The sequence below is a fragment of the Roseateles sp. P5_E4 genome (genome assembly GCF_054049255.1).
In genome coordinates this window covers 100,079-119,214 of record NZ_JBFUMS010000015.1, presented here as the reverse complement: position 1 = coordinate 119,214, position 19,136 = coordinate 100,079, and the positions used below count along the sequence as shown (strand labels likewise).

Annotated in this window: 16 protein-coding genes; 7 read left to right on the top strand and 9 right to left on the bottom strand. The window is 67.3% G+C overall.

Annotated elements, in window-relative coordinates; genetic code table 11:
- Window position 1: 1 nt before the first annotated feature.
- From deoC to ACXJLH_RS25120, 8 genes are all read right to left on the bottom strand, one after another.
- The gene (deoC, locus tag ACXJLH_RS25155; protein ID WP_056196095.1) at window positions 2-766 is read right to left on the bottom strand and encodes a deoxyribose-phosphate aldolase; all 765 of its coding nucleotides are present in this window, start codon (window positions 764-766) and stop codon (window positions 2-4) included.
- A complete protein-coding gene (locus ACXJLH_RS25150) occupies window positions 763-1,599 on the bottom strand; it encodes a purine-nucleoside phosphorylase (protein WP_457447029.1) in 837 nt (278 codons plus the stop codon). Before ACXJLH_RS25150 ends, deoC begins: the two co-directional genes overlap by 4 nt.
- Before the next feature lie 9 nt (window positions 1,600-1,608).
- A complete protein-coding gene (gene cdd, locus ACXJLH_RS25145; protein ID WP_157281421.1) occupies window positions 1,609-2,025 on the bottom strand; it encodes a cytidine deaminase in 417 nt (138 codons plus the stop codon).
- Window position 2,026: 1 nt separating this feature from the next.
- Window positions 2,027-2,992 (bottom strand): ABC transporter permease, encoded by a 966-nt coding sequence (locus tag ACXJLH_RS25140; RefSeq protein WP_457447027.1) that lies wholly within the window; start codon window positions 2,990-2,992, stop codon window positions 2,027-2,029.
- Window positions 2,992-4,095: an ABC transporter permease gene (locus ACXJLH_RS25135; RefSeq protein WP_457447025.1), complete on the bottom strand. Its 1,104-nt coding sequence runs from the start codon at window positions 4,093-4,095 to the stop codon at window positions 2,992-2,994. Before ACXJLH_RS25135 ends, ACXJLH_RS25140 begins: the two co-directional genes overlap by 1 nt.
- Window positions 4,092-5,624, bottom strand: coding sequence for an ABC transporter ATP-binding protein (locus ACXJLH_RS25130; protein ID WP_457447023.1), 1,533 nt, complete (start codon window positions 5,622-5,624; stop codon window positions 4,092-4,094). Before ACXJLH_RS25130 ends, ACXJLH_RS25135 begins: the two co-directional genes overlap by 4 nt.
- Window positions 5,625-5,632: 8 nt before the next feature.
- Window positions 5,633-6,616: a BMP family lipoprotein gene (locus ACXJLH_RS25125; protein WP_056196083.1), complete on the bottom strand. Its 984-nt coding sequence runs from the start codon at window positions 6,614-6,616 to the stop codon at window positions 5,633-5,635.
- Window positions 6,617-6,697: 81 nt separating this feature from the next.
- Window positions 6,698-8,047 carry an MATE family efflux transporter gene (locus ACXJLH_RS25120; RefSeq protein ID WP_457447021.1) on the bottom strand — a complete coding sequence of 450 codons (1,350 nt, stop codon included), beginning with the start codon at window positions 8,045-8,047 and terminating at the stop codon, window positions 6,698-6,700.
- A 324-nt stretch (window positions 8,048-8,371) separates the two neighbouring features.
- On the opposite strand from ACXJLH_RS25120, the gene acnA reads away from it, so the two are divergent.
- The 7 genes from acnA to ACXJLH_RS25085 all read left to right on the top strand — a co-directional run bounded on the left by acnA (window position 8,372) and on the right by ACXJLH_RS25085 (window position 17,464).
- Window positions 8,372-11,083 carry an aconitate hydratase AcnA gene (acnA, locus tag ACXJLH_RS25115; protein WP_457447019.1) on the top strand — a complete coding sequence of 904 codons (2,712 nt, stop codon included), beginning with the start codon at window positions 8,372-8,374 and terminating at the stop codon, window positions 11,081-11,083.
- Between the two features lie 259 nt (window positions 11,084-11,342).
- Window positions 11,343-12,416, top strand: a complete 1,074-nt coding sequence (locus tag ACXJLH_RS25110) for a M35 family metallo-endopeptidase (protein ID WP_457447017.1) — start codon at window positions 11,343-11,345, stop codon at window positions 12,414-12,416.
- A 146-nt stretch (window positions 12,417-12,562) separates the two neighbouring features.
- Window positions 12,563-13,015 (top strand): hypothetical protein, encoded by a 453-nt coding sequence (locus tag ACXJLH_RS25105; protein WP_457447015.1) that lies wholly within the window; start codon window positions 12,563-12,565, stop codon window positions 13,013-13,015.
- Window positions 13,016-13,087: 72 nt separating this feature from the next.
- Entirely contained in the window at window positions 13,088-14,191 is a 1,104-nt protein-coding gene (locus tag ACXJLH_RS25100; protein WP_457447013.1) for an acyltransferase family protein, read from the top strand.
- On the top strand, window positions 14,188-14,631 hold the full coding sequence (locus tag ACXJLH_RS25095) for a helix-turn-helix transcriptional regulator (protein WP_457394085.1): 444 nt from the start codon (window positions 14,188-14,190) through the stop codon (window positions 14,629-14,631). The genes ACXJLH_RS25100 and ACXJLH_RS25095 overlap by 4 nt, the downstream gene beginning before the upstream one ends.
- A 40-nt stretch (window positions 14,632-14,671) precedes the next feature.
- Window positions 14,672-15,082: a VOC family protein gene (locus ACXJLH_RS25090; protein ID WP_457354946.1), complete on the top strand. Its 411-nt coding sequence runs from the start codon at window positions 14,672-14,674 to the stop codon at window positions 15,080-15,082.
- Window positions 15,083-17,464, top strand: coding sequence for an ATP-binding cassette domain-containing protein (locus ACXJLH_RS25085; RefSeq protein WP_457447011.1), 2,382 nt, complete (start codon window positions 15,083-15,085; stop codon window positions 17,462-17,464).
- Here the strand turns inward: ACXJLH_RS25085 and ACXJLH_RS25080 are convergent.
- Window positions 17,461-19,128: an ATP-binding protein gene (locus ACXJLH_RS25080; protein ID WP_457447009.1), complete on the bottom strand. Its 1,668-nt coding sequence runs from the start codon at window positions 19,126-19,128 to the stop codon at window positions 17,461-17,463. The genes ACXJLH_RS25085 and ACXJLH_RS25080 overlap by 4 nt on opposite strands.
- Window positions 19,129-19,136 lie beyond the last annotated feature (8 nt).

Sequence of the window (19,136 nt, the reverse complement as noted above, 5' to 3'; positions counted from 1 at the left end):
GTCAGTAGGCCGCGGTGACAGCGGCGGATTGAGCGCCGGAGAGCACGGCTTCGATGTCGGTGAGCAGACCGCTGGCGCCAAAGCGCAGGCGTTGCGGGTTGAGAGCGGCAGCGCCCAGGGCGGCTTCGGCCTGGGCGATATAGCCCGCGGCGTCGGCCACCGAGCGCACGCCGCCCGAGGCCTTGAAGCCGGCGGCGGACAGGCCGCTCGCGGCGATCTCCTTCAGCATCACGGCCGCCGCGGCCGGCGTGGCGCCGACTGGGGTCTTGCCGGTGCTCGTCTTGACGAAGTCGGCACCGGCCGCCAGCGCCAGGCGCGTGGCCTGGGCGATGCGCTCGGGCGTGGCCAGTTCGCCGGATTCGATGATGACCTTGAGCGTCAGCGGCCGGCTGGCGAAGCGGACCTCGGAAAGAAACTCGCTCACCTCGGTGCTGTCACCGGCAATCAGCGCGCGCCAGGGCAGCACGACGTCGACCTCATCTCCGCCCGCCTGCGCAATCTCCGTGACGTCAGCCAGCGCGCGAGCCTGGTCCAAAGCGCCGTCGGGAAAGTTTGCAACCGCCGCGACCTTGATGGATGCCGGCAAGGCGGCGCGCGCTTGGGCAACGAAACGCGGCCAGACGCAGACAGCAGCCACGGGGCCATGCGGCGACTGCGCACGGCGGCACAGCGCATCGATGTCGGCAGCCGTGTCGGCGTCGTTCAGGCTGGTCAGATCCAGGCAGGCCAGCGCCGTACGGGCCGCGGCCTTCAGATCGGCCGTCATAGCGTCAGCTCGGCAAAGCTCGCAATGAGGGCCGCCAGAAAGCTCGCGGCGCGTTCGCCAGAGAGCTGCGCCTGCTTCAGCGTCAGATCATGCGTCAGCGCCTCAGCGGACAGGCCAGCCGCCATGTTGGTCATCAGCGCGATGCCCATCACCTTGAGGCCGGCGTGGCGGGCCAGGATGGTCTCGGGCACCGTGCTCATGCCGACGGCATCGGCGCCCCAGGCCGCAAACATGCGGATCTCGGCGGCGGTCTCGAACTGCGGGCCCAGGGCCCAGCAATAGGTGCCCTCGCCCAGCATCAGGTTCTCGCGCTTGGCCAGGGCCAGCGCGTGCTTGCGCAGGTCGGCGTCGTAGGCGTTGACCATGTCGACAAAGCGATGGCTGCCCTGCTCACCCACCAGCGGGCTGCGCTGCGGCGCGTTGATGTGATCGGCAATCAGCATCAGGCTGCCCGGCGGCATGTGGCCGCGCAGCGAGCCGGAGGCATTCGTCTGCAGGAGAAGCCTCACGCCCCAACGCTTGAGGGTGCGCAGTGCGCCCGCCATGCCGGTGCAGTCGCCGCTCTCGTAGGTATGGGCGCGACCGCGCAAAAAGATGACGCGCTGCTTGCCGATATTGCCGACGACGATCTCGTTGACATGGCCCTCGACCTTGGGCTGCGGGAAGGCCGGCAGCTCGGTATAGGGCAGGTTCTTGGCATCCTGCACATGGCTGACCGCGCCGGCCCAGCCGGAGCCGAGCACGACGGCGACTTCAGGGGCGTCGCCAAACAGGGATTGCAGCTTCTCGACGCTCGCGGAGATGGCGACGTCGAGGGTTTTGTTGTCGATCATGGGAAAACCTCAGATGTGCAAGTGACTGGGTCCGAAGCTGTGGGGCAGCAATTCGGCCAGGGTCCAGCGTTGGCGGATGCCGCCAGGATCGCCGGCAATGACGATGAGCTCTTCGGGAACGGAGAACTCCCGCAGCTTCTGGCGGCAGCCACCGCAGGGGGTGATGACATCGGGGCCGGGGCCGGTCACGAGGACGGCCCGGGCCTGCTTGCCGCCGGCCATGATCATGGCCGTCAGCGCCGAAGGTTCCGCGCACCAGCCCTGGGGGTAGGACGCGTTCTCCATGTTGGCGCCGATGTGGATGCGGCCTTGCTCGTCGAGGATGGCCGCGCCGACCTTGTATTTCGAATACGGCGAATGCGAGAACTCGCGGGCACGCAGCGACTCGGCGAGCAGGCGGTTCAGCAGGTCTTGGGTCAGTTCCATTTCAGCGCTCCTTCACGTAGGGCTTGCCCAGCGCCTTGGGTGCGATCGCCGAGCCGATAAAGCCGGCGAGCAGCACGACGGTCAGGATATAGGGCAGCGCCTGAATCAGCTGCACAGGCACCTCGCCGACACCAGGGATTTGCACGCCCTGCATGCGAATGGCGACCGCGTCCAGGAAGCCGAACAGCAGGCAGGCAGCCATGGTCGGCAGCGGCTTCCACTTGCCAAAGATCATCGCGGCCAGCGCGATGAAGCCGCGGCCGGCGGTCATGTTGGGCGAGAAGGACGCGTTCTGCGCCAGCGTCAGGTAGGAACCCGCCAGGCCGCAGAGCACGCCGTTCATCAACAGGGCCTGGTAACGCAGGCTCTGCACGGACATGCCAGCGGCCTCCACCATGGCCGGGTTCTCGCCGACAGCGCGCAGGCGCAGGCCCGGGCGCGTGCGCTCCAAGAAGAACCAGACGGCAGCCACCATCAGGAAGGCGACGTAGACCAGCACGTTGTGGCTCAGCAGGCCGTGGCCGAAGACGGAGGCAAACCAGTTGCCCGGCTGCGGCTCGGCAAAGCCCTTGGCGAGGGCTGTCAGGCGCACGTCGGGGTCGATGGGCGGCGTCTGCCCGCCCTGCTGGAACCAGGCGATGCCGAGCACGACCGTGAGGCCCGCGGCGATCATGTTCAGCGCGACGCCGGAGACGACCTGGTCGCCGCGGTTGGTCACGCAGGCAAAGCCATGCAGCAACGAAGCCACGCAGGCGACGGCAATGGCGGCCATCACGCCATAGGCCGTCGAATGCGTGACCGAGGCGGCGGCCGCGGCCGCGAAGGCGGCGAACAGCATCTTGCCTTCCAGGCCCAGGTCGACGACGCCGGCGCGCTCGGACAGCACGCCCGCCATCGCGCACAGCAGCAGCGGCGCGCTGACGCGTAGCGTGGACGCCAGCACCGAGGCAATCAGGACTTCATCCATCAGTGGCCTCCCTTCACCATGCCGTAGACGCGCGCAAACAGCGGCGCGCTGACCGTGGCCATCGCGCCCGAGAACAGCACGATCAGGCCCTGGGCCGTGACCACCATCTCGCGGCTGAAGCCTTGCAGCTCGAACGAGACCTCGACGCCGCCCTGGTAGAGCACGCCGAACAGCAGCGAGGCCAGCACGATGCCGACCGGATGGTTGCGGCCCATCAGCGACACGGCGATGCCGGTGAAGCCGGCGCCGGCGACGAAGTCCAGCGTCAGCTTGCCTTGCACGCCCGAAATCTCGTTGATGCCAACCATGCCGGCCAGCGCACCGGAAATCGCCATCGCGATCAGCACCTGGGCGCGCGGGCGGATGCCAGCGTAGTGGGCCGCGCGCGGTGCGCTGCCGACTGAGCGGACCGCGTAGCCGGCGGCGCTCTTCCACAGGAACCAGCCGACGAAGACGCAGGCGATCAGCGCGATGACAAGGCTGAGGTTGAGCGGCGACGACGGCAACTCATAGCCCAGCGCGGCAGCCATCTGGTGCAGAGCCGGCATGCGGGCGGATTCGCTGAACTCGGCCGACTCGACGGACATGCTGCCGGCCGGACGCAACCAGTTCACCAGCAGATAACCGTTCAGCGCCGCGGCGAGGAAGTTGAACATGATCGTCGTGATGACGATATGGCTGCCGCGCCAGGCCTGCAGATAAGCCGGCAGCGCCGCCCACAGCATGCCGAAGAAGGCCGCTGCGATGACAAGCAGCGGCAGCATGACGACGGCCGGCAGCTTGGCACCCAGCCACAGCGCAACCAGGGCCACGCCCACGCCGCCCAGCGTCGCCTGGCCTTCGCCACCGATGTTGAACAGGCCGGCATGGATGGCCACGGCGACCGCCAGGCCCGTGAAGATGAATGTCGTCGCGTAGTAGAGCGAGTAGCCCAGGCCGCGCACGCTGCCCAGGGCGCCGTTGAGCAGCACGGTCAGCGCCTGCCAGGGGCTGTGGCCGATGACCATGACCACGAGGCCGGCCACGACCAGGGCGATGGCCAGGTTCCACAGCGGCAGCAGGCCGATGTCGATCCAGCGGGGGAGAGTCAGGGGTTGGCTCATGCAGCCACTCGTTCTTCTTGTGCAGCCATCAGCAGACCAAGTCGCTTCTCGTCGCAATCTTCAATGGCGAGTTCACCGGTGATGCGGCCGCAGTTCATGACGACGACGCGGTCCGCCAGCGCCAGGATCTCGTCCAGCTCGCTGCTGACCAGCAGCACCGCGCAGCCGGCGTCACGCAGCGCGCGCAGCTGGCCGTGGATGAATTCGATGGCACCGATGTCGACTCCGCGCGTGGGCTGGCCCACGAGCAGCACGGTCGGCTGCTCGCCGATCTCACGCGCCAGGATGAGCTTCTGCTGGTTGCCGCCGGAGAACTTGCTGGAGCCCAGGTTCTCATCACGCGGGCGCACGTCGAAGCGCTCCTGCATCACGCGCGTTGCGTCGCGCATCGCAGCGTGGTTCATCGCCGCGCCCTTGCGGTATTTGGGCAGGTTCTGGTAGCCCAGCACGGCCGACTCCCAGGCTGGGAAGCTCATGACGAGGCCGACGGCGTGGCGATCCTCCGGCACATGCGCCAGGCGCAGCGGACGGGCGCGGGCCGTGTCCAACCAGGCCTCGGGCGTGAAGCTCGCGCCGCCGAGCTCCAGGCGACCACCCTCGGGCGACCGCAGGCCGGACAGAACTTCCAGCAGCTCGCTCTGGCCATTGCCCGACACGCCAGCCACGCCGACGATCTCGCCGGCCTTCAGCGTCAGGCTGACGTCCTTCAGCGCGGGTACGCCGTTGGCGTGCTTGAGGCTCAGGCCGGAGGCTTGCAAGCGCACTTCGCCGGCATGCACTTCCATGCCTTCAGGGCGACCCAGCGTGACCTTGCGGCCCACCATGGACTCGGCCAGCGACTCCTCGCTCCACTCAGCGATCGGTCGCGTCTCGACCACCTGCCCCGCCCGCATCACCGTGACGGCGCTGCACAGGCTCATGACCTCCCGCAGCTTGTGCGTGATGAGGATCAGCGTCGTGCCGCGCTCCTTGAGCCGGCGCAGCGTGACGAAAAGCTGGTCGGTCTCCTGCGGAGTCAGCACGGCCGTCGGCTCGTCCAGGATCAGGATCTTGGCGCCGCGGTACAGCGCCTTCAGGATTTCCAGGCGCTGCAACTCGCCCACGGGCAGGTCGGCCACGACGGCGTCGAGCTGCACGGTGAGGCCGGTCTCCTGCATCAGCGCCTGCAGCTTCTTGCGCACATCGGCCTTGGCCGGCGCCAGGAAGAAGCGCCCTTCGGCGCCCAGCATGATGTTTTCCAGGCAGGTCAGCGTGTCGACCAGCATGAAGTGCTGGTGCACCATGCCAATACCCAGGGCAATGGCCTGCTGGGAATTGGCGATGTGGACCTGCTGGCCGTTGACCTCGATATGGCCTGAATCGGCGTGGTAGTAGCCATACAGGATGGCCATCAGCGTGCTCTTGCCCGCGCCGTTCTCGCCGACGAGGCCATGCACGCTGCCCGCGGCGATGTCGAAGGACACCTCGCGGTTGGCCTGGACCGCGCCAAAGCGCTTGGAAATCGCCCGGAGGCGGACGGCGGGCGTCATCGCGCCGCTCAGAACTTACAAGCGTTGTCCGCCATGTAGTCGGCCACCTTCACCTTGCCGGCAATGATGTCGGCCTTGATGGCTTCAACCTTGGCCTTCAGCGGTGGCGTGATGAGCTTGGCGTTGTTGTCGTCCAGCGCATAGTCGACGCCGCCTTCCTTCAGGCCCAGCACGCTGACGCCGGGCTTCCAGGCCTTCAGCACGTTGTAGACGGCCACGTCCACGTGCTTGACCATGGAGGTCAGCATCGTGCCGGGCTGGATGTGGTTCTGGTTGCTGTCCACGCCGATGGCGAGCTTGCCGGCGTCCTTGGCAGCTTGATATACACCGACGCCTGTGCCGCCGGCGGCGGCGAAGACGACGTCCGAACCCTTGGCGAACTGGCTCTTGGCCAGCTCACCGCCGCGGGTCGGGTCGTTCCAGGCGGTCGATGTGGTGCCCGTCATGTTGGCGAACACCTCGATCTTGGGGTTCGTCGCCTTGGCGCCCTGCTCGTAGCCGCACTGGAACTTGCGGATCAGCGGGATGTCCATGCCGCCGACAAAGCCGACCTTGTTGGTCTTGGTGACCAGGGCCGCCATGGCGCCGACGAGGTAGCTGCCCTCGTGCTCCTTGAACAGCAGCGACTGCACATTGGGCAGGTCAACCTTGGCGTCGATGATGGCGAACTGGGTCTTGGGGAAGTCCTTGGCCACCTGCTGCAGGGCCGACGCCTGGGCGAAGCCGATGCTGATGATGGGGCTGGCACCCCGCTCGGCCATGCGGCGGATGGCCTGCACGCGCTGGGTGTCGTTGCTGATCTCGAACTCGAGATAGGTCTTGCCGGTTTCCTTCTTCCACTGCTCGGCGCCCTGGTAGCCGGCCTGGTTGAAGGATTTGTCGAACTTGCCGCCCATGTCGAAGATCACCGCGGGCTGCTGGGCCTGGGCCATGGCCGATGCGACCAGCAGGGTCAAGGCAGCAAGACGGGGCAGAGAGGTCGTCATGGGCATGGGGTGAGCAAGGCGGAAGGGGCGCATTGTAGAAAACATCCCTCAAGTTTTACTGGATAGGAAAATACCGATTCACGCGAATCAATGGGCCCGGCTGTGGCGCAGCCGCCGGTGAGCCGCACGGGCATGGGGCAGCCAGCCGAGTGTCGCCCAACGCCGCCACATCAAAAGGCCGCGAATCCATTCATCAGCGGCATAAGCAATCCACACGCCAACCAGGCCCCACCCCAGGTAAACCCCGAGAAACCAGCTGCCGCCCGCTAGCACGATGGCCATGGAGGCCGAGCCGACCATCACCGGGTAGCGCGCATCGCCGGCGGCCCGCAGCGCGTTGATGACGACGAGGTTGAAGCTGCGCCCAGGCTCGACGAGCACCGTCCACCACAGCAGCGTGCAACCCAGCGCAATGATGGCCGGGTCGGAGGTGAAGCGGGTCAGCAGCCAGGGCCCTGCCAGCGCAAAAGCCGTCGAGACGACCAGCGCCAGCGCAATGCCCAGCGCCAGGGAACGCCGAACCAGCCGGTCAGCCCGACGCAACTTGCCCGCGCCGATCATGTGGCCGACCATGATCTCCACCGCAAAGCTGATGGCCAGGCTGAACATCAGGATCACGTGCAGGAACTGCGTCGTATAGGCGTGCGTGGCCAGCGCATGGGCGCCAAGCTGCGCCACGGCGGCCAGGCTGGTCATGAAGGCCAGACGCCAGGAGATGTTCTCCGCCGCGCCGGGGATGCCGATGTGCAGCACCGTTCTCAACGGCGCACGCACCAGCCGCCACCAGTCGGCCGCGCGCAGCCGCAGGTTCAAGCGCGTGCGCCACAGCAAGATATGCAGCATCAGGCCCATGCCGCGCCCGCAGGTGCAGGCCAGTGCATAGCCCACCAGGCCCAGGCGCGGCATGGCCAGCAGGGCCACCACCAGCGTGACGACCTGGATGAGCACGACGACGGCCAGCGCCTCGCGGCTGCGCAGGTGCGAACGCATGACGCTGGACATGTTGGCGTTCCAGGCGTCCAGCAGCAGCGCCGGCGCCAGCGCCTGCAGCAGCGTCTTGGCCAGCGGCGCCACTTCGGGCGGCGCGTTCACCAGCGTCAGCAGCGGGCCGGCCGCGAGCAGCGCCACCACAGCCCCGCCCACGCCCAGCCAGGTGCTGGCGCCGACCACGGCGCGGGCCACCGCATCGGCCTGGTCGCGCCGGCCCGCACCCAGGGCCTGGGTGACAGCCACGCTGACACCGGCACCGATGACACGGAACAATACAAAGACCGCGGCGAACACCTGGTTGGCCAGGCCGAAGGCGGCGCCGCTGTTGTCGGACAGCCGGGCGGCCAGGCCGGTGCCGATGATGCCGATGCCGATGCCCAGCAGCAGCTCCAGCAGCATCGGCCAGGTCAGCGCAAACAGACGGGGACGAGCGGACAAGGCGGTCATTACCGGGTCTTAACGACGGGATTCACACAAGTCACGACAAGCTCGCCAGAATGGTTAGGGTCTATTGACCTGTGAATCGTCCCCGCGCTGGGGTGGCCAAGGGTGCAGAGCTAGGCGCACCTGGGCAAGGGCTGCAACAACGCGCTGCGCCCTTGGCCACCCCAGCCCGAAGGGTGAGGTCCCGCTCAGGGCCAACTCGTTGTTGCAAGTGCTCGCCGGGTCACCAACCCGACTACGCCTTGCGCCTAGATTTGGCCCTGAGCGGGACCTCACGCGGGGACGACTCACAGGCCAATAGACCCCAGTCATCCTATAGGAGTAACCATGCCGAAACCCGCGGCCCACGCGTTTGCAAACACCCAGGCCAAGTTCAAGCTCGCCGCAGGCAAGTCCGGGCAGTTTTTCTCCCTGCCCAAGCTGGCCGAGGCCTACCCGAACGTGGCGCGCATGCCGATCTCGATGCGCATCGTGCTGGAGAGCGTGCTGCGCAACTGCGACGGCAAGAAGGTGACGGCCGAGCATGTCGAGCAACTGGCCAACTGGAAGCCCAACGCGGCCCGCGTCGATGAGATCCCCTTCGTCGTCGCTCGCGTGGTGCTGCAGGACTTCACCGGCGTGCCCTTGCTGGCCGACCTGGCCGCCATGCGCAACGTGGCCGCCGCGATGGGCAAGAACCCAAAGGCCATCGAGCCCCTGGTGCCGGTGGACCTCGTCGTCGACCACTCGGTCATGATCGACTACTACGGCACCAAGAAGGCGCTGGACCTGAACATGAAGCTGGAGTTCGAGCGCAACCGCGAGCGCTACGAGTTCATGAAGTGGGGCATGCAGGCTTTCGACACCTTCGGCGTCGTACCGCCCGGCTTCGGCATCGTCCACCAGGTCAACCTCGAGTACCTGGCGCGCGGCGTGCACAAGGGCAAGGACGGCGTCTTCTACCCGGACAGTCTCGTCGGCACCGACAGCCACACGACCATGATCAACGGCATCGGCGTCGTCGGCTGGGGCGTGGGCGGCATCGAGGCCGAGGCCGGCATGCTGGGCCAGCCGGTCTACTTCCTGACGCCCGACGTCGTCGGCTTCGAGCTGACGGGCCAACTGCGCGAGGGCGTGACAGCCACCGACCTGGTGCTCACCGTCACCGAGATCCTGCGCAAGCACAAGGTCGTCGGCAAGTTCGTCGAGTTCTTCGGCGAAGGCACCCGCACGCTGGCCCTGCCCGACCGCGCGACGATTGCCAACATGGCGCCCGAGTACGGCGCCACCATGGGCTTCTTCCCGGTCGACGAGAAGACCGTCGACTACTTCAAGGGCACGGGCCGCACCGCCGCCGAGATCGAGGCCTTCGAGGCCTATTGGCGGGCTCAAGGCATGTTCGGCGTGCCCAAGGCGGGCGACATCGACTTCACCTCGGTGGTCTCGCTGGACCTGGGCACCGTGGCGCCCAGCCTGGCCGGCCCCAAGCGCCCGCAGGACCGCATCGAGATCACGAATCTCGCCTCCACCTTCGCGCAGCTCTTCAGCAAGCCCACCGCCGAGAACGGTTTCAACCAGCCCGCGGACAAGCTGGCGCAGAACTTCGTCACCGAATCGGGCCTGCCGGTGAAGAACGGCGACGTGCTGATCGCTGCCATCACCTCCTGCACCAACACCAGCAACCCCAGCGTGCTGCTGGCCGCCGGCCTGCTGGCCAAGAAGGYGGTGGAAGCCGGCCTCACGGTCGCCCCGCACATCAAGACGTCCCTCGCGCCCGGCTCGCGCATCGTCACCGAGTACCTGGAGAAGGCCGGCCTGCTGCCCTATCTGGAAAAGCTCGGCTTCAACGTCGCCGCCTATGGCTGCACGACCTGCATCGGCAACGCCGGCGACCTGACGCCCGAGCTGAACAAGCTCATCCAGGACAACGACCTGGTCTGCGCGGCCGTGCTGTCGGGCAATCGCAACTTCGAGGCCCGCATCCACCCCAACCTCAAGGCCAACTTCCTGGCCAGCCCGCCGCTGGTCGTGGCCTATGCCATCGCTGGTACCGTGACCCGCGACCTGATGACGCAGCCCGTGGGCTACAACAGCAAGGGCCATCCCGTCTTCCTGGGCGACATCTGGCCCAGCAGCGACGAGATCTACGCGCTGATGAAGCATGCGATGGACCCCGTTGCCTTCAAGGCCAACTACGACCAGGTCGCCACCAAGCCCGGCAAGCTGTGGGACGCCATCAAGGGCGTCAAGGGCCAGGTCTACAACTGGCCCAAGAGCACCTACATCGCCCAGCCGCCTTTCTTCGAAGGCTTCACGATGATCCCACCGGCGCTGGTGTCTGGCGTCAAGGGCGCCAAGGTCATGGCGCTGTTCGGCGATTCGATCACCACCGACCACATCAGCCCGGCCGGCTCCTTCAAGGAGACGACGCCGGCCGGCCAGTTCCTGACGGCCAACGGCGTGGCCAAGGCCGACTTCAATTCCTACGGCGCGCGCCGCGGCAACCATGACGTGATGATGCGCGGCACCTTCGCCAATGTGCGCGTGAAGAACCTGATGCTGCCCGCCCGGCCCGACGGCTCGCGCGAGGAAGGCGGCTACACGCTGAAGGGCGGCCAGCAGACCACCATCTACGACGCCGCCATGGCCTATATCCAGGAAGGCACGCCCACCGTCATCTTCGCGGGCGAGGAATACGGCACCGGGTCGAGTCGAGATTGGGCCGCGAAGGGAACTCAACTGCTGGGCATCAAGGCCGTCATCGCCAAGAGTTTCGAGCGCATCCACCGCAGCAACCTGATCGGCATGGGTGTGCTACCGCTGCAGTTCAAGGCCGGCACGAGCTGGGAGTCGCTGGGCCTGACAGGCGCGGAGACGATAGACATCGGCCTGGCCGAGGTGATCAAGCCGCAAGGCGACGCGGCGATGACGATCACCTACGCCGACGGATCGGTCAGGCAGGTACCGCTGACGCTGCGCATCGACACGGCCATCGAGGTGGACTACTACTACCACGGCGGCATCCTGCCGTTCGTGTTGAGACAGTTGCTCGCGGCCTGAGACCTCTCGCCCAAGGAGTACCTTGGTCGGTCTCCCGAGGAGACGGCGATGCTTGCCGGATTGACCGGCAAGCACATCGCCCAACGCGGGCCGGCTAGGGAGCGGCCCGGCGCTCGACCCGCAAGTCCTCCCCCTGTCTAGACAAGTACGCAGCAGGTTTATGGGACAGGTTTGTCCCACGACACGCACGCCATCCACCTCACCAGAATCCGCGGCTTCTTCAACCCAGTGCCCCGACCCGGGGCCGACAGGAGCTTGCATGAAGACCTGGTTCAAGCTGACCGCCGCTGCCCTTGCCGTTGCTGCCATGAGCAGCAGCCATGCCGCCAGCACCGAGTGCCTGGATGTGCGCGTGAGCAACGCCTCGCCCGTCGTGAACGGCGATGTGGACGTCCACGTGGACGTCGCCGTGACCAACCAGTGCCGCACCGCCGTGCAGGTGCTGCGCTGGCAGCTACCCAGCGACACCATGAGCGGCTCGCTGTTCACCGTGACGCGCGACGACCGCCCGGTTCGCTACACCGGCGCCGTCATCAAGCGCGCGGCGCCCCAGGCCAAGGACTATGTGGAGATCGCCGCTGGCGCCACGCTGAACTACAAGGTCGAACTGACCGGCCACTACGACTTCAGCAAGAACGGCCGCTACGCCATCGAGTTCCACAGCGACCGCGGCACCCACGGCTCGGGCGCCCAGTCCATGCACAGCGCGACGACCACCTACCTGTGGGCGCAGGGCCGCAACGAGAAGCTGGACGCTGCCAGCGCCGACGACGAGGCGGCCACCACGATGCGCGCCAACGCCACCGCGGCAGCCGCCAGCATCTCCTACACCGGCTCCTGCACCAGCAGCCAGAAGTCCTCGCTGGCCTCAGCCGTCACGGCAGCCACCAACTACGCGTCCAGCTCGACCACCTACCTCAACGGCACGCCGTCGGGCACGCCGCGCTACACGAGCTGGTTCGGCGCCTACACCTCGTCACGCTGGAACACGGCCAAGGATCACTTCACCAAGGCCCGCAACGCCTTCCAGACCGCCGCCCTGACGCTGGACTGCAGCTGCAAGGACAGCGGCACCTACGCCTATGTCTACCCGACGCAGCCGTACAAGATCTACGTCTGCGGCGCCTTCTGGAGCGCGCCGATGACGGGCACCGACAGCAAGGGCGGCACCCTGGTGCACGAGATGATGCATTTCAACGTCATTGCCGGCACCGACGACTGGGCCTATGGCCAGAGCGCGGCCAAGAGCCTGGCCAAGTCCAACCCGACCAAGGCGCTGGACAACTCGGACAACCACGAATACTTCGCTGAGAACAACCCATTCCAGAACTGAGTTCCCTCGCGTTTGACGCGCCGCCTTCGGGCGGCGCTTTTTGTTGGGGGCTGCCGATCGTGCGGCCCTGGGCTAGGCTCGCAACCATGCGTCTTCACCGCCTATATCTCGCAACCGCAGCCTTGTTCACAGCCTGCCTTTCGCCCATGGCCCTTGCCGTAACGCCCCTGCAGCATGCCGAGCTGAGCTGCCAGTTCCAGGCCACACCCAAGCCCGACGGCCAGGTGTTGCTGCAGTTCAAGCTGAGCAACAACGGCAAGCGCGATCTGCACCTGCTGCGCTGGGGCAGCCCCTTCGAGGGCGCCTGGTTCGGACCCTTTGTGCAGGCCAGCACGCCACAGGGGAAGCTGACCTTCCAGGGCGCGATGCGCAAACGCGGCGATCCGTCGGCCCAGGACTATCTGCACCTGCCAGCCGGCGCGAACCTGAGCGCTGAACTGACGCTGAACGACGCCTTCGCGGTGCCTCCCACCGGGACCCTGCGATTGCAGGCCCACTGGCATTGGCACGACATGATGCTCCGCGGCACACCGCCACGGCCGCGCGCCCAGCACCGAGGCCTGGACCAGGACTGCGGCGAAGTCACGCTGAACCGCTGACGGCCTCACCTGACGAACGACTGCCGCCGACAGCGGCGTTACGCTGCCGCCCTTTCGCTCCCCCCGCCCTCCATGCACCGCCTTCCTGGCCTCGACCTCCTGCGCAGCATCGCCATCGTCTGGGTGATGTGCTTCCACACCTTCCTCATCGGTGGCCTGGGGCCGGACTGGACCTGGCTGACCCGCTTCGGTTGGGCGGGCGTGGACATCTTCTTCGTGCTCAGCGGCTTCCTGATCGGCTCGCAACTGCTGCGCAAGCTGCAGCGGGGCGAAGCGCTGCGCTTGAGCGACTTCTACTGGCGCCGGGCCTGGCGCATCCTGCCGGCCTTTGCCGTCGTGCTGGCCGTCTACGTGACCTTCCCGGTGCTGCGCGAGGAGCCGAACCTGGAAGCCTGGTGGCAGTTCGCCAGCTTCACGCTCAACCTGCTGATCGACTACGGCCACAACCAGGCCTTCTCGCATGCCTGGTCGCTGTGCGTGGAGGAGCATTTCTATCTGCTCTTCCCGCTCTTGGCCTGGTGGATCACACGTCGTCCCTCCTCTGCACGCTTCGCCGGCCTGTGCGCCGCCCTGGTGCTGGGCGGCATTGCGCTGCGCGCCGGCATCTGGCTGCACAACGACGCCATCCAGCCGCAGCGACCCTGGTTCATCGAGGACATCTACTACCCGACCTGGACGCGGCTGGACGGACTGCTGATGGGCATCATGCTGGCCGCGCTGCGCGTCTACCGGCCGCAGCTGTGGACGCGGCTGCAGGCGCGCTCGACGGCGCTCTTGTTCACCGGGTTGGCCATGACCGCCCTCGCCTTCTGGCTGTTCCGCGACCGCACCGGCCTGGTTGCCAACGCGGTTGGCTGGCCGCTGCTTTCGTTCGGCTTCGGCCTGCTCGTACTGGCGGCCAGCACGCCGCGGGCCTGGGCCCTGCCCGGCACGGGCTGGCTGGCAGCCATCTCCTACAGCCTTTACCTGAGCCACAAGATCGCGATGCACGTCGTGCATGTCTGGATCGCACCGGCGCTGCCGCTGCAGGGACCGGCCCTGTTCCCGGTCTATGCCGTCGTCATCCTGGCCGTTGGCGCCGCCCTGCACTATCTCGTCGAGAAGCCGGGCCTGCAACTGCGCGACCGCCTGGCCCGCTCGCCGCGAACCATTGAAACTGGCAGCATGCCGGCATGACGATCCAACCCGGCTCCGAACTCCACCTGCGCGACCTCGCCCGGCTGCGCCGCGTGCGCGACCGCATCGACCGCGAGTACGCCCAGCCACTGGACGTCGAGGCCCTGGCGCGCGGCGTGCACATGTCGGGCGGCCACCTGAGCCGGCAGTTCCGCCAGGCCTATGGCGAATCGGTCTACAGCTATCTGATGACGCGGCGCATCGAACGCGCCATGGCGCTGCTGCGGCGTGGCGACCTGAGCGTCACCGAGGTCTGCTTCACCGTCGGCTGCTCATCGCTCGGCACCTTCAGCACGCGCTTCAGCGAACTGGTGGGCCAGTCGCCAAGCGCCTACAAGCGCGACCAGGCACAGGCGACGGCGGGCATGCCGTCGTGCGTCGCGCGCCAGGTAACGAAACCGATCAGGAATCGAGAAGCGCCGGAATCGAGCGAAACCTAGACTTCTTTCCGTGCCTTAACCACCCACGGAGATTGACCCCATGGACATCAGCATTCACTCCAGCTTCCTGCCCCAATCCGACCCGGAAGCGTCGCTCGCCTTCTACCGCGACACCCTCGGCTTCGAGGTGCGCAACGACGTCGGCTACAACGGCCTGCGCTGGATCACGGTCGGCCCGGTCGGCCAGCCGGGCACCTCCATCGTGCTGCACCCGCCGGCCGTCACGCCCGGCGTCACCGAGGACGAGCGCCGCACCATCACCGAGATGATGGCCAAGGGCACCTTCGGCATGTTGATCCTCGCCACGGCCGACCTGGACAAGACCTTCGCCAAGCTCCAAGCCGAGGACGCCGAGATCGTCGAAGAGCCCACGATGCAACCGTACGGCGTGCGCGACTGCGCCGTCCGCGACCCCGCCGGCAACCTGCTGCGCATCCAAGAGAAGCGCTGAATGGCCGACGCTGACAACCACGACCGCATCCGCGTGCAGGGTGCGCGGGAAAACAACCTCAAGGACGTCAGCGTCGACATCCCCAAGCGGCGGCTGACCGTGTTCACCGGCGTGTCCGGCTCGGGCAAGAGCTCCCTCGTCTTCGGCACCATCGCAGCCGAGTCGCAGCGCCTCATCAACGAGACCTACAGCGCCTTCGTGCAGGGCTTCATGCCCACGCTGACGCGGCCCGAGGTGGACGTGCTGGAGGGCATCACCACGGCCATCATCGTCGACCAGGAGCGCATGGGCGCCAATGCCCGCTCCACGGTCGGTACGGCCACCGACGCCAACGCCATGCTGCGCATCCTGTTCAGCCGCGTCGGCAAACCCCACATCGGCCCGCCCAGCGCCTTTGCCTTCAATGTGCCCTCGGTGCAGGCGACCGGCGTCATTACGGTCGACAAGGGCGGCGCGAGCAAGGCCGTCAAGCAGACCTTCTCGCGCACCGGCGGTATGTGCCCGCGCTGCGAGGGCATGGGATCGGTGTCGGACTTCGACCTCGACCAGCTCTACGACTCGAGCAAGTCCCTCAACGGCGGCGCCATCAACATCCCCGGCTACAGCATGGAAGGTTGGTACGGCCGCATCTTCCGCGGCTGCGGCTTCTTCGACCCCGACAAGCCGATTGCCAAATTCACCAAGCGAGAGCTGCATGACCTGCTGCACAAGGAGGCGACCAAGATCAAGGTCGATGGCATCAACCTGACCTATGCCGGCCTCATCCCCTCGATCCAGAAGTCCTTTCTGTCGAAGGACGTCGATGCGCTGCAGCCGCACATCCGTGCCTTTGTCGACCGCGTCATCACCTTCCAGACCTGCCCCGAATGCCATGGCACGCGGCTCAGCGAAGCGGCCCGCAGCTGCAAGATCGGCAAGCACAGCATTGCCGATGCCTGCACCATGCAGATCAGCGACCTGGCCGACTGGGTGCGCGGGCTGAAGGGCGCTGAAGTCGCACCGCTGCTGAAGGCCCTGAGCCACCTGCTCGATGCCTTCGGCGAGATCGGCCTGGGCTATCTGTCGCTGGACCGGCCAACCGGCACGCTGTCGGGCGGCGAGGCCCAGCGCGTGAAGATGATCCGCCACCTCGGCTCGTCCCTGACCGATGTCAGCTATGTCTTCGATGAACCGACCACCGGCCTGCACCCGCACGACATCCAGCGCATGAACGAGCTGCTGGGCCGGCTGCGCGACAAGGGCAACACCGTGCTCGTCGTCGAGCACAAGCCCGAGGTCATCGCGATTGCCGACCATGTCGTCGACCTCGGTCCCGGCGCGGGTGCGGCCGGCGGCGAGGTCGTCTATGAAGGCAGCGTCGCCGGCCTGCGCAAGAGCGGCACGCTGACGGGCCGACACCTCGACGACCGCGCCGCGCTGAAGGACAAGCTGCGCAAGCCCGCTGGCGCGCTGAAGATTCGCGGCGCCAGCACGCACAATCTGCAGAAGGTCAACGTTGACATCCCGCTCGGCGTGCTCTGCGTCGTCACCGGCGTGGCCGGCTCGGGCAAGAGCTCGCTGATCCACGGCTCGGTGTCCACGCTGGATGGCGTCGTCGCCATCGACCAGGCCGCCATCCGCGGTTCGCGGCGCAGCAACCCGGCCACCTACACCGGCCTGCTCGACCCCATCCGCAGCGCCTTTGCCAAGGCCAACGGCGTCAAGCCCGCCCTCTTCAGCGCCAACTCCGAGGGCGCCTGCCCGACCTGCAACGGCAACGGCCTGATCTTCACCGACCTCGGCCCGATGGCCACGGTGTCCACCGTCTGCGAAGACTGCGGCGGCAAGCGCTTCCAGGCTGCGGTGCTCGAGTACAAGCTCGGTGGCCGCGACATCAGCGAGGTGCTGGCGATGTCGGTCGGCGAGGCCACCGCCTTCTTCGGCAACGGCCCGGCCAAGACGCCGGCGGCGCATGCCATCCTGGAAAGGCTGGCCGACGTCGGCCTGGGCTATGTCAGCCTCGGCCAGCCGCTGACCACCTTGTCCGGTGGCGAGCGCCAACGTCTCAAGCTGGCGACGCAGATGGCCGAGAAGGGCGACGTCTATGTGCTGGACGAGCCCACCGCCGGCCTGCACCTGGCCGACGTGGCGCAATTGCTCGGCCTGCTGGACCGGCTGGTGGACGCCGGCAAGTCCGTCATCGTCATCGAGCACCACCAGGCCGTCATGGCCCATGCCGACTGGATCATCGACCTCGGCCCAGGCGCGGGCCATGACGGTGGCCGGGTCGTCTTCGAGGGCACACCGGCCGATCTGATTGCCAAGCCCTCAACCCTGACGGGCGAGCATCTGGCGGACTACGTCGGCGCGACCAAGCCCAAGGCGCGAGCCAAGAAATCCTAGGCCTGCACCGGCACGCTGATCTCGAACCAGAACCGGCTGCCTTGCGCCAGCCGGCTCTCCAGCTTGATCTCGCCGCCCATCATGCGCACCAGCTGCCGGCTGATGGCCAGGCCCAGGCCCGTGCCACCGACACGCTGCTCGGCATTGCCGGCCTGCTCGAAGGGCTCGAACAGGCGGTAGACCTGGTCGTCGGCGATGCCCACGCCGGTGTCCTGCACCTCGAAGCACAGCCGCACATGGCCCGGCTCGGTGTCGGCCAGCGGCGGCAGCGCGCGCGCCATCAGCAGCACGCCGCCGACATGGGTGAACTTGACCGCGTTGCCCAGCAGGTTCAGCAGGATCTGGTTGAGCCGCTTCTCGTCGGCCAGCACGACCGCTGGCAGCTGCGGGTCGAGCTGCAGATCGAGCGTGATGTGCTTGCCCTCGGCCATCACGCGCACGATGTCGATCACGGCCTGCAGGCGCGGGACCAGTTCGACGGGGCCGATGCGCAACTCGGCCTTGCCGGCCTCGATGCGCGACAGGTCGAGGATGTCGACGATCAACGTCAGCAGGTGCTGGCCGCTGCTGTGGATGATGTCCAGGCCGTTGCGCTGCTTCGGCGTCAGGCCGTCGTCCATCTTCAGGATCTGCGCATAGCCCATGACGGCGTTCAGCGGCGTGCGCAGCTCGTGGCTCATGCGCGCCAGGAACTGGCTCTTGGCACGGCTGGCGATCTCGGCACGCTCCTTGGCATCGCTGAGTTCCAGCGTGCGCTCGGTCACCAGGTCCTCAAGGTGGTCGCGGTGGGCGCCAAGTTCGGTCTCGCGCTCCTGCAGCGCCGTGATCATGCGGTTGAAGGTGTCGGCCATCGCCGCGATGTCGCGCGGGCCACCAGCCGGCGCACGTGCATCGTTGTCGCCAAGCTCGACCCTCTCCATGGCCTCGGACAAGGCACCCAGCGGCCGCGTCAGGCGCAGGATGAGAAAGCGCACCGCCAGCAGGAAGATGGTTGCAAACAGCACGGCCACGCCGAAGTTGGCGAGGAAGAGCGAGGCCTGGGTGCGGTGCAGCGTCGCCTTGCTCAGCACGATGCGCACATGGCCGAGCAGTTGCGCGGGGCGCAGCGTCACGTCAAAGGGTGAAGCCTCGGGGCGGGTCCAGACCGGTGCGGCGAAGGCCCAGCTGTCTTCCGTCTCCTGGTCGAGCCAGGGTTCGCTGGCCGCCGGGTCGGGCACGGCCGGTGACGTGGTCGTGGGCAGACGGTCCCGCTCGGGGCCCAGCGCCAGCAGCAGCCGGCCCTTGGTGTCGCGGATCTCGATGCCCATCACATCCGGGAAGGCCAGCGACGCGCGCACGGCCTCCTCGGCGTTGTCGGCAGCGGCGTACAGCAGGGCCAGCGAACTGTTGGACGCCAGATTGGCTGCCACGCGCCCCCCCTGCTCCATCAGCATGGCCCGCACCTGGCGGCCACCCTGCCAGGCATTGACGACCGCCATCAGCAGGGCCAGGCAGAGCGTGCCCAGCGCGACGGCGACGCTGAGATGGCGGCGGAACGAGGTCTCGCGCAACCAGCGCGCGTAGATGCGCAGCGGCCACGACCGCTGCGGCGGCGCGGCCACAGGCACGCTTTCATCCCGAAGGATGAGGGGCGGCTGGCTGTCCAGTGGAACGGGTGGCGTCACTCTCGAAC